Annotated in this window: 30 protein-coding genes and 1 tRNA gene; 18 read left to right on the top strand and 13 right to left on the bottom strand. The window is 68.2% G+C overall.

Annotated elements, in window-relative coordinates; translation table 11 throughout:
• Window positions 1–13 precede the first annotated feature (13 nt).
• The 7 genes from V5D55_RS06300 (at window position 14) to V5D55_RS06270 (ending at window position 6,111) form a co-directional block, all read left to right on the top strand.
• The gene (locus V5D55_RS06300; RefSeq protein WP_435748520.1) at window positions 14–979 is read left to right on the top strand and encodes a carbohydrate ABC transporter permease; all 966 of its coding nucleotides are present in this window, start codon (window positions 14–16) and stop codon (window positions 977–979) included.
• Window positions 976–1,809, top strand: a complete 834-nt coding sequence (locus V5D55_RS06295; protein WP_435748519.1) for a carbohydrate ABC transporter permease — start codon at window positions 976–978, stop codon at window positions 1,807–1,809. The genes V5D55_RS06300 and V5D55_RS06295 overlap by 4 nt, the downstream gene beginning before the upstream one ends.
• The gene (locus tag V5D55_RS06290; protein ID WP_435748518.1) at window positions 1,809–2,708 is read left to right on the top strand and encodes an N-acetylglucosamine kinase; all 900 of its coding nucleotides are present in this window, start codon (window positions 1,809–1,811) and stop codon (window positions 2,706–2,708) included. The genes V5D55_RS06295 and V5D55_RS06290 overlap by 1 nt, the downstream gene beginning before the upstream one ends.
• A 2-nt stretch (window positions 2,709–2,710) precedes the next feature.
• Window positions 2,711–3,403, top strand: coding sequence for an N-acetylmannosamine-6-phosphate 2-epimerase (locus V5D55_RS06285; RefSeq protein ID WP_435748517.1), 693 nt, complete (start codon window positions 2,711–2,713; stop codon window positions 3,401–3,403).
• On the top strand, window positions 3,400–4,419 hold the full coding sequence (locus V5D55_RS06280; RefSeq protein WP_435748516.1) for a Gfo/Idh/MocA family protein: 1,020 nt from the start codon (window positions 3,400–3,402) through the stop codon (window positions 4,417–4,419). Before V5D55_RS06285 ends, V5D55_RS06280 begins: the two co-directional genes overlap by 4 nt.
• 119 nt (window positions 4,420–4,538) lie before the next feature.
• A complete protein-coding gene (locus V5D55_RS06275) occupies window positions 4,539–4,883 on the top strand; it encodes a helix-turn-helix transcriptional regulator (protein WP_435748515.1) in 345 nt (114 codons plus the stop codon).
• A complete protein-coding gene (locus V5D55_RS06270; protein WP_435748514.1) occupies window positions 4,867–6,111 on the top strand; it encodes a type II toxin-antitoxin system HipA family toxin in 1,245 nt (414 codons plus the stop codon). The genes V5D55_RS06275 and V5D55_RS06270 overlap by 17 nt, the downstream gene beginning before the upstream one ends.
• A gap of 26 nt (window positions 6,112–6,137) precedes the next feature.
• Here V5D55_RS06270 and V5D55_RS06265 read toward each other — a convergent pair whose 3' ends face one another.
• The 7 genes from V5D55_RS06265 to V5D55_RS06235 all read right to left on the bottom strand — a co-directional run bounded on the left by V5D55_RS06265 (window position 6,138) and on the right by V5D55_RS06235 (window position 11,325).
• Entirely contained in the window at window positions 6,138–6,938 is an 801-nt protein-coding gene (locus tag V5D55_RS06265) for a siderophore-interacting protein (RefSeq protein WP_435748513.1), read from the bottom strand.
• Window positions 6,939–7,011: 73 nt separating this feature from the next.
• Complete coding sequence (locus V5D55_RS06260) at window positions 7,012–7,479, bottom strand: heme-degrading domain-containing protein (protein WP_435748512.1); 468 nt, start codon at window positions 7,477–7,479, stop codon at window positions 7,012–7,014.
• Between the two features lie 66 nt (window positions 7,480–7,545).
• Window positions 7,546–8,205, bottom strand: coding sequence for a response regulator (locus V5D55_RS06255; protein ID WP_435748511.1), 660 nt, complete (start codon window positions 8,203–8,205; stop codon window positions 7,546–7,548).
• On the bottom strand, window positions 8,198–9,418 hold the full coding sequence (locus V5D55_RS06250) for a sensor histidine kinase (RefSeq protein WP_435748509.1): 1,221 nt from the start codon (window positions 9,416–9,418) through the stop codon (window positions 8,198–8,200). The genes V5D55_RS06255 and V5D55_RS06250 overlap by 8 nt, the downstream gene beginning before the upstream one ends.
• Window positions 9,419–9,457: 39 nt before the next feature.
• Window positions 9,458–10,216, bottom strand: a complete 759-nt coding sequence (locus tag V5D55_RS06245; RefSeq protein WP_435748508.1) for a DUF998 domain-containing protein — start codon at window positions 10,214–10,216, stop codon at window positions 9,458–9,460.
• 139 nt (window positions 10,217–10,355) lie between these two features.
• Window positions 10,356–11,150, bottom strand: coding sequence for a hypothetical protein (locus V5D55_RS06240; protein ID WP_435748507.1), 795 nt, complete (start codon window positions 11,148–11,150; stop codon window positions 10,356–10,358).
• A 92-nt stretch (window positions 11,151–11,242) separates the two neighbouring features.
• A tRNA-Leu gene (locus V5D55_RS06235) sits at window positions 11,243–11,325 on the bottom strand.
• Between the two features lie 144 nt (window positions 11,326–11,469).
• Between V5D55_RS06235 and V5D55_RS06230 the strand changes: the two genes are divergently transcribed.
• From V5D55_RS06230 to pknB, 7 genes are read left to right on the top strand one after another with little or no spacing between them, the layout of a single operon-like run.
• Window positions 11,470–12,189 (top strand): FhaA domain-containing protein, encoded by a 720-nt coding sequence (locus tag V5D55_RS06230; RefSeq protein ID WP_435748506.1) that lies wholly within the window; start codon window positions 11,470–11,472, stop codon window positions 12,187–12,189.
• Entirely contained in the window at window positions 12,186–12,719 is a 534-nt protein-coding gene (locus tag V5D55_RS06225; protein ID WP_435748505.1) for an FHA domain-containing protein FhaB/FipA, read from the top strand. The genes V5D55_RS06230 and V5D55_RS06225 overlap by 4 nt, the downstream gene beginning before the upstream one ends.
• 7 nt (window positions 12,720–12,726) lie before the next feature.
• Window positions 12,727–14,031 (top strand): PP2C family protein-serine/threonine phosphatase, encoded by a 1,305-nt coding sequence (locus V5D55_RS06220; protein WP_435748504.1) that lies wholly within the window; start codon window positions 12,727–12,729, stop codon window positions 14,029–14,031.
• Window positions 14,028–15,413 (top strand): FtsW/RodA/SpoVE family cell cycle protein, encoded by a 1,386-nt coding sequence (locus V5D55_RS06215; RefSeq protein WP_435748503.1) that lies wholly within the window; start codon window positions 14,028–14,030, stop codon window positions 15,411–15,413. Before V5D55_RS06220 ends, V5D55_RS06215 begins: the two co-directional genes overlap by 4 nt.
• Window positions 15,410–16,864, top strand: a complete 1,455-nt coding sequence (locus tag V5D55_RS06210) for a peptidoglycan D,D-transpeptidase FtsI family protein (RefSeq protein WP_435748502.1) — start codon at window positions 15,410–15,412, stop codon at window positions 16,862–16,864. The genes V5D55_RS06215 and V5D55_RS06210 overlap by 4 nt, the downstream gene beginning before the upstream one ends.
• Window positions 16,861–18,606: a protein kinase domain-containing protein gene (locus V5D55_RS06205; protein ID WP_435748501.1), complete on the top strand. Its 1,746-nt coding sequence runs from the start codon at window positions 16,861–16,863 to the stop codon at window positions 18,604–18,606. Before V5D55_RS06210 ends, V5D55_RS06205 begins: the two co-directional genes overlap by 4 nt.
• Window positions 18,607–18,648: 42 nt before the next feature.
• Window positions 18,649–20,352 carry a Stk1 family PASTA domain-containing Ser/Thr kinase gene (pknB, locus tag V5D55_RS06200; RefSeq protein ID WP_435748500.1) on the top strand — a complete coding sequence of 568 codons (1,704 nt, stop codon included), beginning with the start codon at window positions 18,649–18,651 and terminating at the stop codon, window positions 20,350–20,352.
• 30 nt (window positions 20,353–20,382) lie between these two features.
• On the opposite strand, the gene V5D55_RS06195 is transcribed toward pknB, so the two are convergent.
• The 3 genes from V5D55_RS06195 to V5D55_RS06185 are packed head-to-tail and all read right to left on the bottom strand — an operon-like array spanning window position 20,383 to window position 21,990.
• Window positions 20,383–21,015 (bottom strand): anthranilate synthase component II, encoded by a 633-nt coding sequence (locus V5D55_RS06195; RefSeq protein WP_435748498.1) that lies wholly within the window; start codon window positions 21,013–21,015, stop codon window positions 20,383–20,385.
• Window positions 21,012–21,167 carry a hypothetical protein gene (locus V5D55_RS06190; protein ID WP_307378266.1) on the bottom strand — a complete coding sequence of 52 codons (156 nt, stop codon included), beginning with the start codon at window positions 21,165–21,167 and terminating at the stop codon, window positions 21,012–21,014. The genes V5D55_RS06195 and V5D55_RS06190 overlap by 4 nt, the downstream gene beginning before the upstream one ends.
• A gap of 28 nt (window positions 21,168–21,195) precedes the next feature.
• Window positions 21,196–21,990, bottom strand: a complete 795-nt coding sequence (locus tag V5D55_RS06185) for a class E sortase (RefSeq protein WP_435748497.1) — start codon at window positions 21,988–21,990, stop codon at window positions 21,196–21,198.
• Window positions 21,991–22,067: 77 nt separating this feature from the next.
• Between V5D55_RS06185 and V5D55_RS06180 the strand changes: the two genes are divergently transcribed.
• Entirely contained in the window at window positions 22,068–22,307 is a 240-nt protein-coding gene (locus V5D55_RS06180) for a cell division protein CrgA (protein ID WP_046014658.1), read from the top strand.
• Between the two features lie 304 nt (window positions 22,308–22,611).
• Here the strand turns inward: V5D55_RS06180 and V5D55_RS06175 are convergent, their stop codons facing one another.
• A complete protein-coding gene (locus V5D55_RS06175) occupies window positions 22,612–23,511 on the bottom strand; it encodes a rhomboid family intramembrane serine protease (protein ID WP_435748495.1) in 900 nt (299 codons plus the stop codon).
• A gap of 21 nt (window positions 23,512–23,532) precedes the next feature.
• Window positions 23,533–24,090 carry a peptidylprolyl isomerase gene (locus tag V5D55_RS06170; protein ID WP_307378274.1) on the bottom strand — a complete coding sequence of 186 codons (558 nt, stop codon included), beginning with the start codon at window positions 24,088–24,090 and terminating at the stop codon, window positions 23,533–23,535.
• 171 nt (window positions 24,091–24,261) lie between these two features.
• On the opposite strand from V5D55_RS06170, the gene V5D55_RS06165 reads away from it, so the two are divergent.
• A complete protein-coding gene (locus V5D55_RS06165) occupies window positions 24,262–24,768 on the top strand; it encodes a DNA helicase (protein ID WP_435748494.1) in 507 nt (168 codons plus the stop codon).
• Between the two features lie 56 nt (window positions 24,769–24,824).
• On the top strand, window positions 24,825–25,286 hold the full coding sequence (locus V5D55_RS06160) for an aminoacyl-tRNA deacylase (RefSeq protein WP_435749268.1): 462 nt from the start codon (window positions 24,825–24,827) through the stop codon (window positions 25,284–25,286).
• 24 nt (window positions 25,287–25,310) lie between these two features.
• Here the strand turns inward: V5D55_RS06160 and V5D55_RS06155 are convergent, their stop codons facing one another.
• The gene (locus V5D55_RS06155) at window positions 25,311–25,733 is read right to left on the bottom strand and encodes an NUDIX hydrolase (protein WP_435748493.1); all 423 of its coding nucleotides are present in this window, start codon (window positions 25,731–25,733) and stop codon (window positions 25,311–25,313) included.
• A 255-nt stretch (window positions 25,734–25,988) separates the two neighbouring features.
• Here V5D55_RS06155 and V5D55_RS06150 point away from each other — a divergent pair, with 255 nt between their 5' ends.
• Entirely contained in the window at window positions 25,989–26,438 is a 450-nt protein-coding gene (locus V5D55_RS06150; RefSeq protein WP_435748492.1) for a hypothetical protein, read from the top strand.
• Window positions 26,439–26,447 lie beyond the last annotated feature (9 nt).

Raw genomic sequence — 26,447 nt, 5'->3', positions numbered from 1 at the left:
GAAGGACAAGACGATGACTCAGCTCACGACGCCACCACGTCCCGATGCCGAAGGCGCCGTCAACGATCCTCCGTTCCGGCGTTCCACCCGCCGCCCCCTGAAGCCGGGCCTCGCGAGAGCGAGCCTCGCGCTCCCTGCCCTGATCGTGATCGTGCCCTTGCTGGTGATCATCGTCATGCAGGGGGCGAGCCTCGTCACACACGCCGAGAACCTCCTTCGCCCGGGCAGCGAGAACATCTTCGTCGGCTGGGACAACTTCACTCGCGCTCTCAGCGACCCGACGCTCCTCGGCTCGATCCGGGTCACCCTCGTCTACGTGATCGCGGGCGTGGGGATCGAGCTGGTGCTGGGCGTCTCCATCGCCTTGGCGCTCCGCGGGCGCATCCCCGGCAAGGGTGTCCTCCGGGCGCTCATCCTCATCCCGATGGTGCTGACCCCCGTCGTCGCCGGCCTGATGTGGCGGCTGCTGATGGATCCGACATCCGGCTTCATCAACTGGTTCCTCGACACGGTCGGCATCGGCGGGCACGCCTTCCTCGCCGATCCCGCGACGGCGCTCGGCGCCGTCATCCTCGTGGAGGTCTGGCAGAACACCCCGTTCGTGGTGATCATCGTGCTCGCCGGGCTCGAATCGCTCGACCCCTCCCCCTTCGAGGCCGCCCAGCTCGACGGAGCCGGCGGATTCCGGATGCTGTGGAACGTGACGCTCCCGATGCTCGCTCCGGTGCTCTCGATCGTCGTGCTGCTGCGGGTGATCGACGCCGTGAAGACCTTCGCGATCGTCAACACCATGACGAAGGGCGGGCCCGGCACCTCGACGCTCGCCATCAGCAACTACGTCTACCGACTGGGGTTCGAGACCTTCGACATCGGATACGCGACCACGGTCGGCGCCCTCGTCTCGCTCGTCGTCCTCGTGATCCTGTTCCCGACCGCCACGCGGCTCATGGGCCTGCGCATCTGGAAGGCCCGCCGATGAGAGCTCGTCGCAGCATCCTGCACTCCCTCCGCGTCATCGCGGTCTACGTCTTCGTCCTCTGGTGCATCCTGCCCGTCGCGTGGCTCGTGAGCACCTCGCTCAAGAGCGATGTCGACGCCTTCAGCCGCGAGCCGGTCTGGTTCTTCGTGCCGCAGTTCGGCAGCTACGTCAGCGCCTGGGTCGACGGAGGAATGGGCCAGGCGATGCTCGTGAGCGCCGCGGTCGCGGTCATCAGCAGCGTCGTCGGCATCGTCGTCGGGCTCCCGCTGGCGTACCTCACCACGCAGGTGTGGCCGCCCGAATCGGCGCCGTCTGCCCGGGTCACGCTCGCGATCCTGCTGCTCACGACGGTTCCGCCCGTGCTCACCCTGACCCCGTTCTATCGGGCGTTCTTCGGCGTCGGGCTCACCGGCAACCCGGTCGGACTCACGATCGTCCACACGTTCTACGCGATCCTGCTCTCGGTGCTGATCTTCCGCTCGTTCCTGGTCGGATTCCCACGGGAGATCCGGGAAGCGGCCATGATCGACGGCCTCGGCGAGTGGCGGACGCTCTTCCAGTGCGTGCTGCCCAACGTGTGGGGAGCAGCCTTCGCGACGTTCGTGCTCGCACTCATCCAGTCGTGGAACGAGTTCCTCTACGCCCTCGTGCTCACCAGCGGCGACAGCCAGACGGTGCCCGTCACCATCGCCGGCTTCCTCAGCTTCTTCGGCACGAACTGGGCCCGTCTCACCGCGGCCGGCGTGATCGGCGCGCTGCCGATCGTGATCTTCGCGATCCTCGTCCGCAAGCACATGGCACGAGGACTGTCGTTCGGAGGGGTGAAGTGATGCGCACGCTCGCTGTCGATGTGGGACAGACCGGATGCCGCCTGCGGCTCGGTGACGGAGACATCGTCGAGGCTCCGCTGGGCGTGACCGCGCTCACCTCCGATCAGCACGTGCAGTCGCTGGCGCGCACGATCGTCGACCTGGTGCCGGATGGCGCGCAGCCGGACTCCGTCGGAGTCGGGCTCTCCGGTTTCGTGGACGGGTCGCCTGCGCCCGGGCAGCTCGCCGAGCTTCTGCACGCGCACCTCGGGGTGCGGAGGGCAGTGGTCGCGGCTGACGCGGTCACCGCGTACCTCGGCACGGTCGGGCCGCGCGCAGGGACCGTCGTGATCTGCGGCACCGGGGTCGCCGCCCTCGGCGTGAGCGCCACTCAGGAGCACCGCCGCATCGACGCCCGTGGGTACCTGCTGGGCGACTTCGGGGGCGGATCCTGGATCGGCCAGCGCGGGCTGCAGGCAGCGCTCGACGCGCTCGAGGGGCGCGGCGAGGCGACCTCCCTCGCTGCGGCGAGCGCCCGCCTCGGGTCCCCCGCAGACATCTACCACGGCGCGATGAGCTCGATCCCGGCGCCGCAGTACATCGCGGCCTTCGCACCCGACGTGATCCGCGCCGCCGACCACGGGGATGCCGTGGCCCTCGGCATCCTCACCGATGCCGCCGACCAGCTCGCCGTGACGATCCGTGCGGCTCGAATCGACGCCGGCCCTGTCGGACTCACCGGCGGCCTGACACGCGCGCGTTCGTTCGTGACCGCTGTCCGCGCGGCGCTCGACCGACGGGGAGTCGAGCTCGACGAGTTCCTGGTCGAGCCCGATGCGGCTCTCGCCGGCGCACGCAGCGTCGCGGAAGACGCCCCCATCCGTTCGGCTTTCGCCGGTCTCATCGCAGTGAAGGAGTAAGAATGCTCGACCTCGAGACGCTTCGAGGACGCCTGATCGTGTCCTGTCAGGCGCCGGACGGATCGCCGTTGCGCGACCCTGGCATCATCGCCGCCATCGCCGAGGCCGCCGTGCTGGCGGGTGCTGCCGCGGTGCGCATCAACAGCGCCGAACATGTCGCCGCCGTGCGATCGCGTGTGAACGTTCCGATCATCGGCCTCGAGAAGGTGATCACCGACGGCGAGCAGTGGATCACGCCCTCGGTCGACCTCGCCCGCGCGCTCGTCGACGCCGGGGCCGACATCGTCGCGTTCGACGGCACGCTGCGGCAGCGCTCCGGCACCCCCGGCGTCGACGAGCTCCTCCCGGCGCTACGCGCCCTGGGAGTGCCCGTCATGGCCGACATCGATGACTTCGACGCCGGCCGGCACGCGGGCGAGCTCGGCGCCGAGCTCGTCGGCACGACGCTGTCGGGCTACACGAGCGTGCCGCAGAACCGCGGCGGCGATCCCGACATCGAGCTCGTGCGTCGGCTCGCGGCCCTGCCGACCCCGGTGATCGCAGAGGGTCGCATCAAGTCCCCCGACGAACTGCGCGCCGCATTCGACGCGGGCGCATTCGCCGTCGTCGTCGGAACATCCATCACCGAGCCGATGGCGCTGACCAGGCGCTATCTCGCAGCAGTACCCACGCTCACGAAGGGAGCATCAGCATGACTGGCACAACCACCCGCATCGCCGTCGTCGGCGCCGGCCGAATGGGTCAGGTGCACTGTCGAATCGTGGCCGAGAACCCGAGGGCCCAGCTCGCCGCCGTCGTCGACCCGTTCGAGGAGAGCGGCCGCCGGGTCGCCGAGCAGTTCGGCGCGCCTTGGTTCCCGACGCTCAGTGCCGCCCGCGAAGCGGTCGACCTCGACGGCGTGATCATCGCCGTACCCGATCGGCTGCACGTCGGCGTGACGGTCGAGGCGCTCGAGGCGGGACTCCACGTGCTGGTCGAGAAGCCGCTCGCCGACACGCTCGAGGGCGCGCGACAGATCGCGGATGCGGCGGCGAGCGCGTCCGGTTCGAAGGTGCTCGTGGGGCACGTGCTGCGGCACGATCCCCGCTTCCGCTCCGCCGCGAAGATCGTCGCGGCCGGTCAGGTCGGCGACCCGGTGCATTTCCGCGCGTCGAGGATCGTGCCGCGGAGCGTCGGTTTCGCGAACAACGGTGCCTCGCCGATCTACATGTATCAGGGGATTCACGACATCGACCTGGTGCAGTGGATCGCCGGCAACCCGATCGTGCGGGTCTCCGCCACCACGGCAGCCAAGGTCCTTCCCGCGGCCGGCAAGGAGGGAGTGGATGTCGCGCTGATCCTGGCCGAGCTGGAGAACGGATCCGTAGGCACGATCGAGATCTCCTGGGTGCTCCCCGGGTCCACGCCGAGCGGTCTCGCCTCGCAGTTCGAGCTGTACGGCACCGAGGGCAACGTGAAGGTCGATGTCACGGCCGAGGGCATCTCGCTCGACACGCTCGACGAGTTCCGTCTGCCGAACACAATGCTGGACCCGGAGCTGGACGGCCGTCTCGAGGGAGTGGTCCCCCAGCAGTTCGACTACTTCCTGCAGATGATCGAGTTCGACCAGCCGAGCCGCATCGGCATCGATGAGGCCGTCTCGGCCGCGCGGGTGCTCGACGCGATCGCCGAGTCGCTCCGCACCCGGACGTGGGCCGAAGTGCAGCGCTGAGTTCCTGTGGAACGAGTGAAGGCCGGGCCCGTCGGGGCTCGGCTTTCTTCGTATTGCCGTGAGGTCGCGAGTATCAATAGTCTGTTGCTATATACCCGGTAACCTGAGACTATTGTGGAATGGGTCGACGGAAGATCGGATTGACGCGCAACGCCGAAGACGCATTGGCGGTGCTCGGTCAACAGATCAGACTGGCGCGAGCATCACGCGGCCTGACCGCAGAGCAACTCGCTGGGTCGGCGGGAATCTCGCCGACGACCCTCAGCGCCATCGAGAACGGCAAGGGCGCCACGAGCATCGGGAACGTGTTCAATGTCGCCACGATCGTCGGCGTCCCCTTGTTCGGTGTGGACGATCCCAGCGAGCTCATCGCACTCCGCCGTCGAGGAGAAGAGAGGCTCGCCCTTTTGCCCAGCCGGGTGGATCAACCGCGAGGGGACCGCGAACGTGGTCTCGACTTCTGACATCTTCGTCTGGGTATGGCTCCCCGGAGAGACAGCGCCGGTGCCTGCGGGCCGACTCCGAGAAGACGTACCGACTCAGTTCTTCTTCGACTACGGCCGGCGGTACCTTCGACGCCCCAATGCCGTGGCCCTCGCGCCGACACTCCCGCTCGGCGAGGAGACGTTCGGGCCCACCGGTTCGATGGGACTCCCGGGCGCGCTTCGTGACGCCTCACCTGACGCGTGGGGCCGCCGAGTCATCCAGTATCAGCTCACCGGGGCCCGGGGGGACAGCGCGGATACCGGCGACCTGAGCGAACGGACCTACCTGATGCGCTCCGGATCCAATCGATTCGGTGCCATCGACTTCCAGGAATCGTCCGAGGAGTATGTTCCCCGCGATTCAGTGCCAGCGCCACTCGAAGAACTCCTCAGCGCTGCGGACACGGTCGAGGCCGGCGGGAGCCTGCCGTACGAACTCGAGCGGGCGCTGCTCAGCGGAACGGCGATGGGTGGCGCCCGTCCCAAGGCGGTCGTGCACGACGGCTCGCGGGAGTACATCGCAAAATTCTCCGCATCCAACGACCATTTCCCCGTCGTCGGAGCCGAGGCGTCAAGTATGTTCCTGGCGTCGAAGGCGGGGCTGAACGTCGCAACGACCCGGGTGGAAGAGGTCCTGGGGCGGACGGTTCTGCTCGTCGAGCGATTCGACCGCACATCCACCGGAGGTCGAATCCTCGCCGTAAGCGGGCTGACGCTCACTGGCCTCGACGAAATGCAAGCTCGCAGTGGCAGCTACGTCGACATCCTCGACGCTCTGCGTCGGCACGGCGCACCGGAGGGCACAGCCGCCGAGATCTTCGCGCGCATCGCCTTCAACATGGCGATCTCCAACTCCGACGACCATTTGCGCAATCACGCCGCATTGTGGAACGGCAGAACAGCGACCTTGAGCCCCGCCTACGACCTTTCGCCGATGAGACGCAGCGGCGAGACCGCATCCCAGGCGATCGCCATCGATCGGCGCGGCACGAAGATCAACAACTTCGCCGAACTCGTCGCCACGGCCAGCCTCTACGACCTCACCGCCGTCCAGGCGAATGAGATCATCCGGCGGATAGAGGGCACTATCCGTGCGCACTGGGACGACGCCGCCGATTTTGCCAGGCTCTCGATCGCCGACAAGTCGTTGCTCTGGGGAAGGCAATTCCTCAATCCAGGCACCCTCTATGGGTACGGCGGATATTGACAGTTGCGGCGCCCCCGCTCTCGCCGCTACTCGATCTGTCCGATCGGTTCCCGCTTCTCGGCCTGGAACTGATCCTCGGCACGTCCGCGCGCCCAGTAGGCCGAGATCGACAGGGACTCCCGCGGCACCTCGCGCTGTTTGAGCAGGGCGCGTACGGCCTTCACGGTGCCGCGCTCTCCGTGGGCGAAGACGTGCGGGGACTCGTCGCCCCAGGGCAGGTCGGCGAGCGCGGCGAGGAGCTCGTCGTCGGTGTCCGTCCAGTGGATCTTGAGCCCCGGCGGCGGCTCCGGCAGGATGCGGTCGGCATGATCGGCGACCGAGAGCTGCACGTGGCCGACGGCCGCGGCATCCATCTGCTCGATGGCGGAGGAGATGGCCGGCAGCGCTGTGTGGTCGCCGATGAGCAGGTGCCAGGATGCTGCGGGGTCCGGGCGGTAGCCGCCGCCGGCGCCGCTGACGACGATGGTGTCCCCCGGCTGCGCGCCGCGAGCCCACGGCCCGGCGATGCCTTCGGCTCCGTGCACGACGAAGTCGATCACGAGGCGCCGCTGCTCGGGGTCAGCAGAGCGGATCGTGTAGGTGCGGGGAGTCGGGAGCTGCTCCGGGGTCTCCTCACGGATTCGCGCCAGGTCGTAGGGCGGGGTGAGCCCGTGGCGGGGGTCGGCGAACAGGATCTTCACGTACTTGTCGGTGAAGGCGTTGTCGCGGAATGCGTCGTACCCGTCTCCTCCGGCGGTGATCCGGATCAGGTCGGGGCTCACCTGCTCCACGTGCTGCACGGTGAGGACCGCCTGCTCGGCGGCCTTGCGCGGCTGTGCTTGCGTCATCGCTTCTCCGGATTCATCGGCGTCTGGGGGTCCTCCCCAGTCTGCCGTCCTGGATGACGGGTGCGGGCCGCCTTCAGCGCTTCTGCAGCTCTTTGAGCGCCTGCACGACGAGGTCGTGATCGTGTTCCGACGGCAGACCCGACACCGTGGCCACGGCGACGACCCCCACACCCGTGACGCGCACGGGCACCGCTCCCCCGGCGACCGCGTACTCGGCCGGGTCCAGCCATCCGGGTTCGAACATGTCGCGCCCGCCTGCGGCGACGCGGGCTTCCAACAGCGCCGTGCTCGTCTCGAAGCGGAACGCGGTCGCGGCCTTCCGCCGCGCCCAGTCGTCGTTGTCGGCCGTCGCGCCCGGGAGGGAGGCGTGGAACAGGATGCCGGATGCCGTACGCACATCGACCGCGACCGGGTACCCCTCTTCCAGTGCGCGCTCCGCGATCGAGCTGCCGAGTCGCCAGGCGTCACCGCGATCGAACCTGAGCAGGTCGAGGGCGAAGTGCTCGGCCTCGAGGCGGGCCAGCCATGCGTCGTCGGTCATGGTTCCGTGTCCTGTCTTTTGGTGTTCCATCGAGACTACGGCGAGCGCTGCGGAAGCGGGCCGGCGTCAGACCAGCCCCGCCTCGTAGGCGAGGATCACTGCCTGCACCCGGTCCCGCAGGTCGAGCTTCGCCAGCACACGCCCCACATGGGTCTTCACCGTCGACTCCGAGACGAAGAGCTTCTCGCCGATCTCCGCGTTGTTGAGGCCCTTGGCGATGGCGAGGAACACGTCGCGCTCGCGCTCGGTGAGCGCGCCCAGCCGGGATTCATCGGATGCCGCCTGTCGCGGCAGCCGCGAGGCGAAGAGGTCGAGCATCGACCGGGTGACCCGGGGCGAGACGAGCGCGTCGCCGGCGGCGATGGAGCGGATCGCGTCCATCAGCTGCGCGGGTGGAGTGTTCTTCAGCAGGAATCCGCTGGCTCCGGCGCGGAGGCTCCCGAACGCGTACTCATCGAGGTCGAAGGTCGTGAGCACCAGCACCCGGCTGGCCGGCGTCTCCCTGACGATGCGCCGCGTCGCCTCGATGCCGTCCATCTCCGGCATCCGGATATCCATCAGGATCACATCGGGCGTGAGCTGACCCGCCACGTGCACGGCCTCGGCTCCGGTCACCGCCTCGCCGACGACCTGGATGTCGTCCTCGGCGTCGAGCACCATCCGCATCCCGCGACGGATGAGCTCGTGGTCGTCGACGATGAGGATGCGAATGCGTGCGTCATCCATCGGTTCTCCCCCGGTTCGGAATCTCGACTCTCACACGCCATCCTCCGTCGGCTGCCGGCCCGGCATCCACCGTCCCACCGTAAAGGCGCGCCCGCTCACGGATGCCGAGCAGCCCGCTTCCCGAGCCGACGGACTCGGCGGGCGGTCCTGCCCGGCCGTCGTCCGTGACCTCGATCGTCAGGGTGTCGCTGCGGAAGTCGAGGGCGACGAGCACGAGGCGCGGCTCGCGGGCGTAGCGCAGGGCGTTGGTCAGAGACTCCTGCACGATCCGGTAGATCGCGTTCTGCAGTCCCGCCTGCTCGGGCGGCGCGCCTTCCATCCGTGTGGTCACCGGCAGCCCGGCGGCGCGGAACGAGTCGAGCAGCGCCGGCAGCTCGCCGAGACCGGGGTTCGGGCGGAGGGGACTCTGCCCCTCGGCATCCGTCGTCTCATCGCCGAGAGCGCCCATGAGCTGGCGCATCTCGACGAGCGACTGCCGCCCGACGTCGCCGATCTCCTGGATCGCGTCGCGTGAGCGCTGCGGGTCCTTCTCGGCGAGGGCTCCCGCGCCGTCCGCCAGCGACACCATGACCGAGACGCTGTGCGCGACGACGTCGTGGATCTCGCGGGTGATGCGGGCGCGCTCGGCGAGGGTCGCGAGCCGCGCCTCCTGGTCGCGCTCCCTGGCGAGCTGGTTGGCCCGCTCGACGATCGCGCCGATGTAGCGTCGGCGGTCGCCGACGCTCACGCCGAGAAGCGAGGCGACCAGCATGAACGCCACGAACAGCACGCTCGCGGGGAGGAAGAACATGCTCCCGAATACGGTCAGGCCGAAAGCGATCCAGCCGCGGCGGTTCGACCCGTAGACGAAGAGGGCGTAGAGCGCGAGGCCGACGCCGAACGGTTCGGTCGGGGCGTCGATCGCAGAGGTGACGAGCGCGACGAGTCCCACGACGCCGAACACGACCCACGGCTGATGCCGGCGGAACAGCAGGGCGACTGCACTGACGACCGCACCAACGAGGGGGACGACGATCGGCGCGGCCGGTGACCAGACGCCGGACGACAGCGGGGTGACGACGGCCCAGAACGCGGCGAAGAGGAGGTATCCGGCGGCCAGCAGCGCGTCGACGAGCCAGGGATGGCTTCCCCAGAACCGGCGCACGGCGCCCGGCGGGCGGGGCAGGTCGGCAGTGCGGCCTCTCACCTCGTCGGCTTCGGTGGGCTCTGGCATGTCACGACTCTACGCACCGGTTCGGCCCGCTCCACAGGCTCAGCCCCCGATGGTGACGAGCGATCCGGTCAGCGCGCGCTCACGGGCGGCAGGGCGGGAGATGGCCGTGCGCGTCGACTCGACGGCGTCGTTCGCAGAGGAGATGACTCGCTGCTGGTGGGCCGTCGCCACGCCGAGGATCGCGAGCCACCCCATCCCCACCGTGGTGGCGACCAGCTCGAGGATGCTGCCGATGTCGGTGCGGAACTGCAGGAGAGACAGGATGCCGCCGGCCGCGGCGATCACGGCTGTCGAGATGCCGGCGATCATCGAGAGCGTCCGCAGCGCCGTGCGGTCCTTGACGAAGGAGGTCTGCAGCATGGCGATGGCGGCGAGCGCGAAGGCGAGCACAGCGACGGTCGTGTGGATGAGGTCCTGCCAGGTGAAGGTGTCGCCCACCGGCAGCGGGCAACCGGTCGTGCACGGCACCTGCGAGGCGACGAGGAACAGCGACGACGCGATCGCGACCGACAGCGCCGGGGTCCACATCGCGAGCAGTCGTGCGGTCGAGCGCATCCCCCGCGCCGCCCAGGCGACGCTGAAGCCCCCGGCGACGAGCAGGAGCAGCGCGGCCTCGAACCAGCGGGCCGTCGGCTCGCCGTCAGCGCCCAGCCCGCTCACGTAGAGCACCCGATCGACGCTCAGCCGCGCGATCCAGATGATCGTGAGAGCCGCCGCCACGAGGATGCTCCCCACGATGCCGGCGACGGCACGAGCGGGGGAAGAAGCGGGGACGAGGGGCGTCTGCGTGGTGGGCATATACAGACGGTATGAGCGAGGGCAGAGGTGCCGCGTCGGCCCGAAGTGCCGGGTTGGAGGGGGCGTGGTACTGCGGTACTACGTGCGGGGTACGGAGTTGAAGGTCAGCCCACGTGCGCGATTCTGGCCAGACGATCGGCTACCCGGAATACGTTAGATTTGCGACTCGTTGGCGATCCGCCGCGATCCCCGCCGTGAGTTCCGCGATGGCGATACGCGCTGCGACCGCATCCCAGGAGTGCGGTCCGCGATGGCGAACCATGACCCACGCAGGAACGGCGAGGGCTAAGAGGACGCGCTGGAGTCGCCTCTCCAGCGATTGGAGTTCCTTGACCGCGTCATCCCTATCGAGTCTGATCCACGCAGCCAGCGCCCCGTCGGCGTATTTGCACGACACCAGAACCCCTAGCCCCACCATGCCGAGGAGCAGTAGACGGGCCTGAGTCCGCAGTCCTGTGAGTACGCGATCCAGTGCGTCTTCATCGGAGTCGATGAAGGGGGCTGATTCGATCACAGCCACCAACGGGACCAGAGTGAGCAGGATGGCCGTGGTCACGAATGTGGCGATACCGGTGGCGAGCAGAGTGAGCGACCACGCGGTATCGGCGAGCGTCTTGCGCTTGGTTTCCGACATGACCGTCCACGTCGCGGTCCCGACGAACGCGACGATGGTGACGACCAGCGCCAGCGCTCCCATGGACACCGCGATCATCGGCCAGCCATCAACGGCGAAGTTCAGCGCGACCTGTTCGAGCACGCGGCGGAACCAGGCATCGGGGTCTTCCCCATCGACCCAGATCGACAACGGAACCCACACCGAGCCGCCCACGACCACGACACCTACGATCACCCCGGCAAGCCAAGCGCTCGCCGGCCCTCGAGGCGCCACGGCGCCCTCGTCGGTCTTCGCGATTGTGCCGCGTGTGCGCGCCATCGCCCCCCTTGGATCTTCACCGCGCCCGCCGCCTCATCGTGCCCGGATACAGAAGGAGCCGGACCCTCAGGGCCCGGCTCTCTTTCATCCTGTGCGCGAGGGGGGACTCGAACCCCCACATCCTTGCGAATACTGGCACCTGAAGCCAGCGCGTCTACCATTCCGCCACTCGCGCGAGTGTCTCGCTCCGAAGAACTCAACTTCCCGAGGATATCACGCGATTTCGGGCGTCTCGCACATGCGAAACTCGTCTTCGGCGGCGTTCCCCCAGGTCACCTGGCTACGATGTCCGTACCGGTCGGCATGCCAGAGGAGCCCAGTGGGACTACTTGACAGCTTTGAGAAGGGTCTCGAGCGCGCTGTGAGCAGCGCGTTCGCGAAGACCTTCCGCAGCGGCATCCAGCCGGTGGAGATCGCTTCGGCGGTCCGTCGTGAAGCCGACACGAAAGCGGCGGTCGTCAGCCGCGATCGCATCATCACGCCCAACAGCTATGTGGTGCGTCTCAGCGCCGACGATGCGGAGCGGATGCGCGGCCTCGGCAGCGCACTCACCGACGAGCTGCACGCCCTCCTCACGAAGCACGCGAAGTCGCAGGGCTACAGCTTCTCCGGCCCGCTCTCGATCACGCTCGAGGCCGACGAGAAGGTTCCGACCGGCACGGTGCGTGTGAACTCCGGCACCGTCGAGGGCCGCGTCAGCTGGCAGGCCGTGATCGACGTCGACGGCCGGCGCCACTCCCTCTCCCGTGCGCGCACGGTGATCGGTCGGGGAACGGATGCCGACATCACCATCGCCGACGCCGGATCGAGCCGCAAGCACGCCGAGGTCCTGTGGGACGGCGAGCGCGCCATGATGCGCGACCTCGGCTCCACCAACGGCACCAAGGTCAACGGCCAGAAGCTCCGCGAAGCCGCACTCCCCACCGACACCACGATCACGATCGGCCGCACCGACCTCGTGTTCCGGATCGTCCCGGTCGCCGCCGCCCCGTCGCGGCCGACCGACGACTCCACCCGCGCGTTCGGAGGCTTCGGATGAGCACTCCCAGTGAACTGATCCTCCTGCTGCTGCGCGTCGGCTTCCTGATCGTGCTGTGGTTCTTCGTCTTCGGGGTCGTCTACTCGCTGCGCGCCGACCTCTTCGGCGTGAAGGTGCGCAAGCTCCCCGCCGAGGCGACAGCCGGCGCAGCATCCGCCCCGGCCGCGCCCGCGAAACCGGCCGCCGCATCACGTCCGGCATCCTCCAAGCCGTCCACGGGACCGGCCACCGTCGCGACGGCGAAGCGCCTCGTGATCACGTCGGGCCCGAAGGCGGGCCTCGAGCTCCCGCTCGGCGCGGACTCGCTCACCATCGGCCGCTCCAGCGAGTCGGCCCTCGTGATCCGCGATGACTACACCTCCAGCCACCACGCCCGCCTGATGCTGCGCGGCGACAGCTGGGCCATCCAAGACCTCGACTCCACGAACGGCACCTTCGTCGCCGGCCAGCGGGTCACTGGTGCACCGGTCAACCTCTCGCTCGGTACCCCGATCAAGGTGGGCGCCACGACCTTCGAGCTGCGAGCCTGACCCCGGCATGGTCTTCGAAGGCTCGAGCGTCGCGATCTCCCACACCGGGAAGGTCCGCTCCAACAACCAGGACTCCGGATACTCCGGAGCGAACCTGTTCGTCGTCGCCGACGGCATGGGCGGCCACGCCGGCGGCGACGTCGCCTCGAGCATTGCGATCCACCGCCTCGAACCCCTCGACCAGCCCTACGCCTCGACCGAAGACGCGCAGGCATCACTGCAGGCCGCCGCGACGACGGCCGCCGGAGACCTCATCCGCGCCGCGAAGGACCGCCCGGAGCTCGCCGGCCTCGGCACCACGCTCAGCGCGATCATCATGGTCGACGAGTACGCCGTCATCGGCCACATCGGCGACTCGCGCATCTATCTCTACCGCGACGATGCGGTCACCCAGATCACCGCCGACCACACGTTCGTGCAGCGGCTCGTCGACTCCGGCCGCATCACCCCCGAAGAGGCGCGGTACCACCCCCGCCGTTCGGTGCTCATGCGCGTGCTCAGCGACATGGACTCCGACCCCGAGCTCGACATGTTCGTCATGCACACGCAGCCCGGCGACCGATGGCTGCTCTGCTCCGACGGCCTCTCCGGTGTGGTCGACGAGACGCAGATCCTCAAGGCGATGCAGCTCGGCCTCGCTCCCGGCCGCACCGCCGACATCCTGCTCAAGCGCGCCCTCGACGGCGGCGCCCCCGACAACGTCACCATCGTGCTGGTCGACGTCGGCGGTCAGCATCCGGTGCACTCGGGCACGCCGACCGTCGTGGGCTCCGCATCGAACCCTTCCGGCGTCTACGTGCCCCCGGTGCGTCCGCCCCGCGGCAACTGGCTGCACCCGGTGCGTCAGGCGGCCAACGAGCCGAGCCACTTCGAGCCCGCCCCCGAGTACCTCGAGGAGCTCATCGAAGAGGATCGTCGGCGCGCCAAGCGTCGCCGCCTCGGCTGGATCGCCGGAGTTCTCGTCGTGATCGCGATGCTGGTCTTCGCCGCATTCGCCGCGTACAGCTGGACACAGACGCGCTACTTCATCGGCGCCGACGACGACAGCATCGTGATCTTCCAGGGCGTGCAGCAGAACATCGGACCGGTCGTGCTCTCGTCGCCCCTCGAAGACACCGACATCCTCCTGGCAGACCTCCCGCCCTACCAACGGGCCTCCGTCGAGCGCACCATCTCGGCTCGTTCCCTCGCCGATGCGATGGCGATCGTCGACCGCCTCCGCGCCGGCGCCGAAGCGAACGTGATCGAGCAGACGCCGCTCCCCACCCCGGCGCCGACGCCCAGCGAGACCCCGGCCGGAGGTGGCGGATGAGTACCGACGTCACCGCCGACACCAGCGTCATCAAGGCGCTCAAGCGCATCCGGATGCCGCAGACGCAGCGCAACCGCGAGTTCTGGCTGCTGCTCTTCGCCTGCGCGATCAGTGGCGCCTCCCTCACGCTCGTCCAGCTCGGCGCACTCGGCGTGATCGACCCGGTGGTCCTCGCCATCGGCGGCGGCCTGGCGGTCCTCGCGTTCGCCGTGCACTTCGTGCTGCGCGCGGTCGCGTCGGATGCCGACCCCTTCGTCCTGCCGATCGCCACGCTGCTCACCGGCGTCGGCATCGCGATGATCTACCGCATCGACATCGCCAATGCCAACACCGGCTGGGACGCCTACTCCACCAAGCAGCTCGCGTGGACGGCGATCTCGCTCGCCGGCGCGATCGCCGTGGTCATCCTGCTGCGCAACTACCGCATCCTGTTCCGGTACACGTACATCTTCGGCCTGGCCGGCATCCTGCTGCTCCTCCTCCCCTTCGTGCCCGGTCTCCGCATCGACGACGCGAACGCTGCGGTCTGGGTGTCCCTCGGCGGCGTCTTCGCCTTCCAGCCCGGTGAGATCGCCAAGATCTGCCTGGCGATCTTCTTCGCCGGCTACCTGGTGCGCACCCGCGAGAGCCTCACCTCGGTCGGCAAGCGGGTGCTCGGGATGACCTGGCCGCGCATGCGCGAACTCGGACCGGTGATGGTCGTCTGGGTCATCTCGCTCGGCATCATCGTGTTCCAGCGCGACCTCGGCACGGGAACCCTCATCTTCGGCATGTTCGTCGCGATGCTCTACGTCGCCACCGGCAAGACGAGCTGGGTGCTGATCGGACTCACCCTCGTGGTCGCGGGCGTCGCGCTCGCCACGCAGATCCTCAGCTATGTGCGCGGCCGTTTCATCAACTGGCTGTTCCTGTTCGACGCGAACCAGGTCGACCCCGACGTCGCCGGCTACCAGCCCATGCAGGGCCTGTTCGGACTCGCCCGCGGCGGCCTCATCGGCACCGGCTGGGGTCAGGGCCGCCCGGAGATCACGCCGCTCGCGCACAGCGACTACATCATCACCAGCCTCGGCGAAGAACTCGGTCTGATCGGACTCTTCGCCATCCTGTGCCTCTACATGGTGTTCGTCAGCCGCGGCATGCGCATCGGTCTCGCCGGTCAGGACGACTTCGGCAAGCTGCTCGCGACCGGCCTGTCGTTCACGATCGCCCTGCAGGTGTTCATCATGGTCGGCGGTGTCACGCGCATCATCCCGCTGACCGGCCTCACCACCCCGTTCCTCGCGGCCGGCGGCTCGTCGCTCGTCGCCAACTGGCTCATCGTCGCGTTGCTGCTGCGCATCTCCGACGGCGTCCGCCGCCAACCGAGGGTGGTGATCGGATGACAAAAGAACTCCGCCGCCTCAGCATCGTGATGCTGTTCATGTTCATCGCGCTGTTCGCCGCGACCAGCTGGATCCAAGTGGTCGAGGCCGACAGCCTGGCACAGAACAGCCACAACAAGCGCACGCGCCTGGACAGCTACGAGATCCAGCGCGGCTCGATCATCGTCGACGGCGCCGCGATCGCGACCTCCGTCCCGAGCGACGACACGTACAAGTTCCAGCGCGTCTATTCGGATGCGCCGATGTGGGAGCCGGTGACCGGGTACTTCAACGCGGCGCTGAACTCGCAGACCGGCATCGAGCAGGCGATGAACGCCGACCTGTCCGGCACGGGCTCCAACGCCTTCCTCGCCGAGATCGAGCGCATCCTCTCGGGACAGCCGCAGCGCGGATTCAGCGTCGAGCTGTCGCTGAACACCGCCGCGCAGAAGGCGGCCTATGAGGCGCTCGGCGACCTCAAGGGCGCCGTCGTCGCGATCGACCCGAAGACGGGGCGGATCCTCGCGATGGTCTCGACCCCCGGATTCGACACGAACCTGCTCGCCACCCACGACGCGGATGCCGCGAACTCCGTCTACGACCAGCTCATCGCCGACCCGAACAAGCCGCTGTCGAACCGCGCGATCGCGGGCGATCTGAATCCTCCGGGATCCACGTTCAAGATCGTCGTCGCAGCCGCCGCCTTCGCGAGCGGTGAGTGGACTCCGCAGTCGACGCTGCCGAACCCGGCGCGCTACAAGCTCCCCGGCTCGGAGAACCTGGTCTCCAATGCCTCGGGCACGACCTGCGGGTCCGGGTCCACCGTGACGATCGCCGACGCGGTCCGCCTCAGCTGCAACATTCCGATGGCCGAGCTCGCCGTCGCGCTGGGAGATGACGCGATCCGCGAGATGGCGGAGAAGCTGGGCTTCAACAAGAGCTTCACCACCCCGCTGGAGTCGACGCCTTCGAGCTACCCCCGGGCACTCGACGACGCGCAGACCGCCCTCTCCGGTTTCGGCCAGGGACAGGTCACCGCGACCCCGCTGCAGATGGCGATGGTCGCGGCCGGCATCGCCAACGACGGGGTCGTGATGAACCCGCAGATGGTGGATGCCGTGATCGGCAACGACCTGTCGGTGGTCCGCGCATTCGAGAACAGTGAGTTCGGCCGAGCGATGGAACCGGACGTGGCCGATGAGGTCACCGCAGCCATGGTCGCCAGCGTCTCATCCGGCGCAGCGCAGGGTGCAAGAATAGACGGGATCGACGTGGCGGGTAAGACCGGGACGGCAGAGAACGGAAACAGGCCGCACACGTTGTGGTTCACCGGTTTCGCACCGGCGAACGACCCCGCGGTCGCAGTAGCGGTCGTCGTCGAAGACGGCGGCGGACAGGGGCAGTCCGGAAGCGGCGACACCATCGCCTCTCCGATTGCGAAGAAAGTCATAGAGGCGGTGCTGGGCAGATGAGACCGACGCAGGGTGTGTCGTTCGGTGGTCGCTACGAGCTGTTGTCGCGAATCGCGATCGGCGGCATGGGCGAGGTGTGGGAAGCGACGGATCACGTCATCGGACGTACCGTCGCGATCAAGATCCTCAAAGACGAGTACATGGGGGACCCCGGGTTCCTCGAGCGGTTCCGTGCTGAGGCTCGGCACGCCGCGCTCGTCAACCATGAGGGCATCGCCAGTGTCTTCGACTACGGCGAGGAGAACGGCAGCGCCTACCTCGTCATGGAGCTCGTCCCGGGCGAGGCCCTCTCGACCGTGCTCGAGCGCGACGGCGCGCTGAGCGCCGACAAGACGCTCGACATCGTCGCGCAGACGGCATCCGCTCTGCAGGCCGCGCACGCGGCAGGCCTGGTGCACCGCGACATCAAGCCGGGAAACCTGCTGATCACCCCCGATGGCCGCGTCAAGATCACCGACTTCGGCATCGCCCGCATCGCCGACCAGGTGCCGCTGACCGCGACCGGTCAGGTGATGGGCACCGTGCAGTACCTGTCGCCGGAGCAGGCGTCAGGTCACCCGGCCTCCCCCGCGACCGACACGTACTCACTCGGCATCGTCGCGTACGAGTGCCTCGCGGGCAGGCGCCCTTTCACCGGCGAATCGCAGGTCGCGATCGCGATGGCGCAGATCAACGAGCAGCCTCCACCGCTGCCGCCCACGGTGCCGATCCCGGTGCAGAACCTCGTCATGGCGATGATCGCCAAGAAGCCGTCGGATCGTCCGTCATCCTCGGCGACCGTCGCCCGCGCCGCACAGGCCCTGCGCCGAGGTGACCTGAACTCGGCCGCGATCGCCGTTCCTGCCATCGCCACCGGCGGAATCGCCGGCGACGACGACGCGACGCGGATGCTGACGGCCACCGGTGACGATGGCGCGACGCGCATCCTGCCGACCACCGCCCAGCTCCCCACCGAGGACGCCGCGGACGAGAAGCAGAAGAAGAAGCGCAGCCCGTGGACTTGGCCGCTGGTCGCCCTGATCGCGCTCCTGATCATCGTGCTCGTCCCGACGGTCTGGGCGTTGACCAACCAGGGCGACGGCAAGGACCCCGACCCCTCGAAGACTCCCACCAAGACGTCCGCCGCGCCGAGCAAGACGCCGACGCCGTCGGACACACCTGAGGAGACCCGGGTCAACGTGACCGCGCTCAACCTCAAGGGCATGGACTGCGCCACGGCGACCGGCACGCTGACGGAGGCCGGCTTCGCAGACGCCGACATCACCTGTGCGGACGGCGATCCGGCCCCCACCGACGCTGATGTGGGCAAGGTTTACCGGTTCACGCCCGACGGCAACGTCGAGACGACCACGCCGATCCAGTTGACGGTGTACGCGGCTCGCACAGGGCTGCCGACTCCCACCGACACTCCGACGATCACCGGCGACCCCGTCGCCGGTGGCACGGTCACGATCGCCTGGGGCGCCGGATTCACGTGCCCCAGTGGCACGACGCTGTCTGCCTACGTGGTGTCGCTCCAGAACGGCACGTTCGTTTCGGGCGGGCCGAACTTCCAGCCGACGCAGCGCAACACGCAGGTGCAGGTGGCGGATGCCGAGGGCCAGCAGCTCATCGTCACGTACCAGGGCACATGCTCGGGCGGCGACCAGCGCACGTCGAATGCGTCTCCCCCGCTCTCGGTCGCGATCACCGCGCCGGTCGACCCCGGCGAGGGTGACGGTGGAGGCCAGAGCGACGGGTAGCCTTATTTCAGCTCAGTCGTTGTCGTTGCAAGGGGGTAGTCCGTGTCCACAGAGCCACGCGTTCTCGCGGGTCGTTACCGCGTCGACGAGCTCATCGGGCACGGCGGCATGGCGAAGGTGTACCGCGGGCAGGACCTGACCCTCGGGCGACAGGTCGCCATCAAGATCCTCGACCCCGACCTGGCTCGCGACACGGCGTTCCGCACGCGATTCCGCCTCGAGGCGCAGGCCGCCTCGCGCATGTCGCACCCCTCGATCGTGCGCGTCTTCGACGCCGGCGACCCGTCCGCCCCGTCGGGTGGAGCCGCGGCATCCGACACGGAACCGCCGTACATCGTGATGGAGCTCATCAGCGGCACCCTCCTGAAGGACATCATCGCCCAGGGCCCGGTGCCGGTGGAAGACGCCGTGCGCTACGTCGACGGCATCCTCGAGGCGCTGGACTACTCGCATCGCGCCGGCGTCGTGCACCGCGACATCAAGCCGGGCAACGTGATGGTCACCGAAAAGGGCCAGGTCAAGGTGATGGACTTCGGCATCGCCCGCGCGGTGTCCGACTCCTCCTCGACCGTCGCCGAGACCACGCAGATCATCGGCACGGCGGCCTACTTCTCGCCGGAACAGGCCAAGGGCGAGCCGGTCGACGCTCGCGCCGACCTGTACTCCACGGGCGTCGTGCTCTACGAGTTGCTCACGGGTCGCCAGCCGTTCCGTGGGGAGTCGCCGGTCGCCGTCGCGTACCAGCACGTCAGCGAGACCCCGGTGCCGCCCACCGAGGTGAACGAAGACGCACCCGGCGCCCTCGACCCGATCGTGTTGCGCGCTCTCGCGAAGGACCCGTACCAGCGGTATCCGGATGCCGCGCACTTCCGGGCCGCTCTCGACTCGGCGCTCACCGGCGCCGCTCCCACTCGCAAGCAGGTCGGCGCGCTCACCAGCGAGTTGTACGGACCGAGCCCTCGTCAGGCACAGGAGACGGCGCGTTCGCTGCGTCAGCTCAGCACCGACACCACGATGACCCGCACGCAGTCCGGCCCGCCGGTCGCGTGGATCTGGGCGGGAGTGGCGCTCCTGGCTGTGCTGCTCGCCTCGGTGCTGTTCTGGGTCTACACGATCAGCATGCAGCCATCTGACGTGCCCAGCTCGTCGCGGACGGTCCCCGACCTGGTGAACGTCTCCGCGGAGCGCGCCCAGGACGAGCTGGCCGAACTCGATCTGAGCGCCACCCTGGTCGTCGAAGCAAACTCCGACATCGCCGACGGCAACGTGATCCGCACCGATCCCGAGCCGGGTGTCGCGGTCGAAGAAGGCGACACCGTGACCGTCTACGTCTCCTCTGGCGAGGAGCAGGTGGTCGTTCCCTCACTGGAGGGTATGTCGCTCGCCAACGCGAAGAAGGCGATCACGGATGCCGGGCTCGAACTCGGCACGGTCATCCAACGCAACGACAAGTCTCTCGCGGCCGACACCGTGATCTCGGCGAGCGAGAAGGCCGAAGACGAGGTCGCACCGAAGACGGTCATCAATCTCGTCGTGGCCAGCGGCAAGGTCACGCTGACCGACCTCGCCGGGTGGACCGTGGATGCCGCGACCGCCAACCTGACCGACCTCGGCCTCACGGCGACCCCGGTGGAACTGGCCGACTGCCGGGCCACCGATCCGGCGACGGTCGACTCGATGTCGGTCGCTCCGGGCGATGTGCCGATCGGGTCCCCGGTCGAGCTGAGGTTCTGCACCGGCGAGTAGCTCTCTCGCCTCGACGAGTCTGTCGACGCTTCAGTGGGCGAGCGGATGCAGCCGCGCAGAGCGCGCCACGGCATCCGCGTCACCGCAGAGCTCGAGCCAGTTCGCGAGCAGCCGGTAGCCGCCTTCGGTGAGCACGCTCTCGGGGTGGAACTGCACCCCGAGGATCGGCAGATCCCGGTGCGCGAGCGCCATCACCGTGCCGGTGTCGGTCCAGGCGGTCACCGTGACGGCAGCGGGGAGGGCGGATGCCGGCAGCGACAGGGAGTGGTACCGGCCCGCGTCGAAGGGCGACGGGATGCCGGCGAAGAGCGCCGAGCCGTCGTGCGTCACCGCGGAGACCATGCCGTGCATGAGCTCAGGAGCCTCACCGACCGGGGTGCCGAACACCTCGCCGATCGCCTGGTGTCCGAGGCACACTCCGAGCAGCGGCATCCGCAGGCGGGCGGCGACCCGGACCGTGTCGAGTGACGCACCGGCGTCGGCGGGCGTCCCGGGTCCGGGGGAGAGCAGGACGGCGTCGTAGGCGGGGAGAAGGTGCTCCAGCTCGGCGGCATCCGTCGCATCCGACTCGATCATCGTGGTGTCGGCGCCGAGCTCTCGCAGGTAGCCGACCAGGGTGTGCACGAAGCTGTCGTGGTTGTCGACCACGAGCACTCGCGTCATTCGACGTCGACCTCGCCCGGCGTGATGATGGGGCTCACCCAGGGGAAGACGTACCAGAACAGTCCGTAGAGCACGGCGGCGATGACCACCAGCACGATGAGCAGCCGCAGCCACCACGGGCCGGGCAGCAGGCGCCAGATTGCGGCGTACATCAGACCTCTTCCTCGTCGGTGCGCATGACTACACGGATGGCGCGGCCGGAGGCGGCGGCGGATCGGTCAGTGCAGCGGGCGGTCCTTCTGCGCGCGGCTGGAAACTCTCGAACACCCCGTAGGCGACGATGCGCTCGGCGAGCGAGTACAGCGGCGAGCAGGCGGTGAGCGTGATGTACTGCTCGCCGGTCTGCTGCTCCGGCATCTGCGGCACGTCGGCGAGCACGTCGGTCTGCGTGGGCTTGACGTATTCCAAGGTGCGGAAGCGGTACGTGTACCAGCCGTCGGGCGTTTCCACGACGATCGCGTCGTTCAGCTGGAGCTTGTCGAGTTGGTTGAACGGCTTGCCCCAGGTCGTGCGGTGGCCGGCCATCGAGAAGTTCCCGACTTCACCCGGCATCTTCGAGTCCTTGTAGACGCCGATGCCCTTCTGATCGAGCGTGCGGGCGCGGCTCGTGCCGCCGTAGATGCCGTAGTTGTAGTCGGCGCCGAAGCGCGGGATGTGCATCTGGCCGAGCTGTTCCGCGTCGGCAGGAGCCTTCGGGATGACGGGCTCGTAGTAGGTGGCGCCGTCGTCTGCCTTCACCAGCGGCGGAGGCTTCGGCGGCGGATTCTGTGCCCACTCCTGCGAGATCGCCGCACCCTCGTCGTTCTTCTGCGCGCTGATGATGATGTCGCCGATCCACATCTGCCACGCCACGAAGAGGAGCACGAGGACTCCTGCGGTGAGGAGGAGCTCTCCGAGGACGCTCGCGAAAGTCGCACGGGACCGCGGACGCGTTCGTCGCGGGCGACGCCCCCCAGGCGCGACGGATGCAGTCATGGCGCGATCTTACCGCTCGGCGCTGAACAGTAGACGAAGGTATGGGTTGGCGGAGGGCGCATGGGTAGAATGTCGGAATGGCACGTGAGCGTAAAACCGAAGAACCCGTCGTCGAGCGCGCCGAAGGCGACGCCGCTCCCAACGCCGTGTGGTTCAAGCCGGTGATGATCGGCTTCATGCTGCTCGGGCTCGTGTGGATCCTGGTCTTCTACATCTCCGGCATGCAGTTCCCGATCCCGGGGCTCGACAACTGGAACCTGGCCATCGGCCTCGGCATCGCCCTGATCGGTTTCCTGATGACCACCCGCTGGCGCTGACCCGCCCCTTCGCTTCCGAAAGGCCCCTCGCTCCGTGAGGGGCCTTTTGCTTTATCCTGACTCAGTCCTGTCGCAAGGGCGTGCATCACGGCCCGTCCGACCGAAGGTCGCAGGGACGTTCCCGGAGTGAGCATCGGGAGGGGCCCGCGAAGCGCGGAGGGAACCCGCTCTGCGAGCGAAGGGAACGTCACTGCGACCGTCCCCCGAGCAACCCCACGGAGTTATCCACAACCTTGTGCACAGCCTGGGGAGAATTACACCGGTGTTATTCACAGGGGTTGATAACCCTGTTAACAACCGTGGATCAGGACAAAAGGATGAGCGGCGGCACGAATGCGACGACGACGAGCAGCGCCACCACGACGGCGGCGAGCAGGACGATCTGCCAGATCCGCTGCTCGCGGCGCTTCGTGCGAGTCAAGATGAAGGCGATCAGCGCGCCGACGACGAGCCCGCCGAGGTGCGCCTGCCACGCGATGTTCTGCGCGAACAGGAACCCGTAGACGAGGTTCACACCGAGGATCAGGAGCAGACCGGTGACGTTGGCGCCGAGGTGCCGACCGATGATGAGCAATGCGGCCATGAGGCCGAAGATCGCGCCGGATGCGCCGACCGTCGCGGTGTCCGGAGCGATGACCGCCACGGCGACAGAACCGCCGAGCCCGCTGATCAGGTAGAGCGAGAGGAAGCGGGCGCGTCCCAGCAGGGGCTCGAGGTTCTGCCCGAGCATCCACAGGGCGAGCATGTTCAGGGCCAGGTGGATGAAGCCGCCGTGCACGAACATGGCCGTGAGGAGCCGCCAAGGCTCGAACGGGAGGAGTGACAGGCTCGGATAGAGATAGGGCGCGTAGAAGGCGAGCGCCTGGCTGATGGGCCCGTCGAGCCCGGGAATGAGCTGCACCAGACCGATGAAAGAGGTCACTGCCAGCAGGGCATACGTGACGATCGGCTTGCCGCCGCGCGTCATCGCCATCGCACCGCCTGAGCTGCGGCCGCCCCAGCGGCGCTCAGCGCGCTTCTGCGCGGGCGTGCGGTTCTTGCGCTCCGCCTTCATGCACTCGGGGCAGACGACGCCGACGGGCGCGGGCGTCTGGCACTCTCCGCAGATCGTGCGCAGACACCGCTGACAGAGCACGAAGCTCTGCCGATCCGGATGCCGGTAGCAGAAGTTGTCGCGGTTGTCCGCGAACTCAGGCGTCGTCATCCGGATCGGCCGCAGTTGTCGTCAGGCCGCGACGATGTCGATCGACTGCAGCACGACCGGCTCGACCGGACGGTCGCCGGCAGCGGTCGGGACGGCGGCGATCGCGTCGACCACGGCGCGGGAGGCATCGTCGGCGACCTCGCCGAAGATCGTGTGCTTGCCCTGCAGCCACGGCGTCGGGTCGGTGGTGATGAAGAACTGCGAACCGTTGGTGCCCTCGGGCTTGCCGGTGATCGCGTTCCGGCGGAGGCCGGCGTTCGCCATCGCGAGGATGTACGGCTTGTTGAAGTCGAGCTCCATGTTGATCTCGTCGTCGAAGTTGTAGCCGGGGCCACCCACGCCCTGACCGAGCGGGTCGCCGCCCTGGATCATGAAGTTCGGGATGATGCGGTGGAAGATGACGTCCTTGTACAGCGCACCCTCGCCCGGCTTGCCGGTGGCGGGGTGGGTCCACTCCTGGGTGCCGTCGGCGAGGCCGACGAAGTTCTTGACCGTCTTCGGGGCGTGGTCGCCGAAGAGGTTGATGACGATGTCACCGTGGTTGGTGTGCAGGGTTGCGACGTGGGAAGCGTGAGCCATGCCCCTATTCTCGCAGAGCTTCCGGTGAGTTCGCCCGCCGTGCCGCCCCCGCGGGCGGCACGTACCGTACAACGCCGTCCCCGAGTTGGCAAGGGTGTGCAATTTCCCGACTCCCACCCAGCCTCTTCTGGCAAGATGGGGAACCCGCACTGCAATGGACAGGAGAACATCGTGAGCCTCAGCCGCAAGCGGAAGAAGCAACTGCGTCGTCTGCAGAAGGACGCCACCCAGCTCTGGGAGTCGCAGCAGGAGGTCGTCGGCCACGCCGCCGACATCGCTCGCGAGGCCAGCCGTCAGCTCGGTGATCTCGGACGCGAGCAGGTGCTCCCTGTCGTTCAGGACACGTACAACCGTCGCGTCGCCCCGGTCGTCGACCGCGGTGTGAAGATCGGTCGTCACGTCGTCGATGACAAGGTCGTTCCGATCGTCGGCGGAGTCGTGGGCAGCGCCCTCACCGCCTGGGACTTCGCGAACGCCAAGCGTCACGGCACTGCTGTCCCGGCACCTCGCGGTGCCTTCGGCAAGAAGCAGAAGTCGGGCCCCGGCCTCGGTTCCGTCGTCGCGATCATTCTCGGCGCCGCCGCAGCGCTCGGCGTTCTCTACGCCGCGTGGCAGGCTCTGCGTGCGGATGACGAGCTCTGGGTTGCCGACGACCCGCTCTCTGCTCCCGACGCGTGACCGCATCTGATCTCCCCTCTGTCGCCTCCGGCGCCGGAGGGGATCAGCATGTCCGGGTGCGGGAGGCTGCGGCAGCACGCGGCCTGACGATAGACATCCAGCAGCGTCCCGCCGCGAACAGCCTGTTCGAGGCGGCCGAACTGCTCGGCATCCCGTCGTCGAGCATCGTGAAGACCCTCGTGGTGAAGCGGTCCGACGACAGCTACCTGTTCGCGCTGATCCCGGGTGGCCGTTCGATCTCGTGGCCGAAGCTCCGTGCCCTCGTGGGCGTCAACAAACTGCGGCTGCCGGAGCCGGAGCTGGCTCTCGCCGCCACCGGATACGAGCGCGGCACCATCGTGCCGATCGGCAGCACCACCGACTGGCCGATCTATGCCGACGAGTCGATCGTGGGCCAGCGCATCGCGATGGGTGCGGGTGCGCACGGCTTCAGCCTGTTCGTCGAGGCCGATGATCTGATCGCCGCATACGGCGCCATCGTCGCCGACATCTCCGTGCCGGAGCAGCCACGCGGCTGAACCGTCGCTGGGCATCACGACGCGTCAGAGGATGCCGGCCATCCGCAGCGCGATATCGACCAGCTTGACTCGCTGCAGTTCGGACACCGACTTCAGCGAGAACCACTCCGCCATGTCGGTGGAGCCGTCGGTCTCGAACTGCAGCTTGCCGCCGGTGACCTCGGCGCGGTAGACGATGCGCAGGGTGTGCAGCGGCTCGGCCGACTTGTGCACGCGCCGCCCTGCGGGGATCACGCGGGAGTGGATGCCGAGGAGCTCGCCCACCTTGACCGTGTAGCCGGTCTCTTCGCGGAGCTCGCGCCGCACCGCATCCTCCGGGGACTCACCGGCCTCGAGGCCGCCACCCGGCATGGTCCAGGCGACACGTCGCCCCTCGGTCCAGCGCGCGAGCAGCAGCCGGCCGTCGTCATCGGTGACGACCGCGTATGCAGCGACACGCAGGTCCATGGGCTTCACCCTAGCCGCCGGAGCGGACACGGCCCGACCGCGAGGCAGAACAGCGCGACGCAGGCGCTGGACGGCGCCTGCCCGTAGCGGGATCATGGGCAGATGGTCTCCGAGGTCGCTGACGGCCCGCCTGGACAACGGAGTTGGCCTTCCTTCTGGCGGCATCCGGATGATCGGTCAGGAATCGAGAAGACGGCGCCGACGCGTCTCCCTACGCTGAAGGAAAGCATCCGAGAACGAACGAGAGGATCGGTCATGGCCGAGGACACGAAGAACTTCACCGCTGAGGAGCGCGAGGCCATGCAGGCCGCGGCGAAGGAAGCCAAGGCGAAGCGGTCCCGCGCGAAGAAGACTCCGGAAGAACAGCGCGCCGAGGGCGAGGCCGACCTCAAGGAGGCGATCGCCAAGCTGTCGGATGCGGCCGACAAGAAGCTCGCCACCGACCTGCACGAACTCGTCACCGAGGTCGCCCCCGACCTCATGCCCCGCACGTACTACGGGATGCCCGCGTGGGGCAAAGACGGCAAGGTCGTGTGCTTCTTCCAACCGGCGAGCAAGTTCAAGGTGCGCTACGGCACCTTCGGCTTCGAGCCGATCTCGAACCTCGACGACGGCACGATGTGGCCGACCGCATACGCGGTCCTGGAGCTGACATCTGCGAACAAGAAGCTCCTCTCGGAGCGGATTCGTCTCGCGATCAGCTGACGAGGACGG

It is taken from the genome of Microbacterium sp. PMB16 (genome assembly GCF_051294855.1).
Lineage (GTDB): Bacteria > Actinomycetota > Actinomycetes > Actinomycetales > Microbacteriaceae > Microbacterium.
Note: the sequence above shows the minus strand (reverse complement) of the source record. Positions and strands in the feature narration are given on the sequence as shown.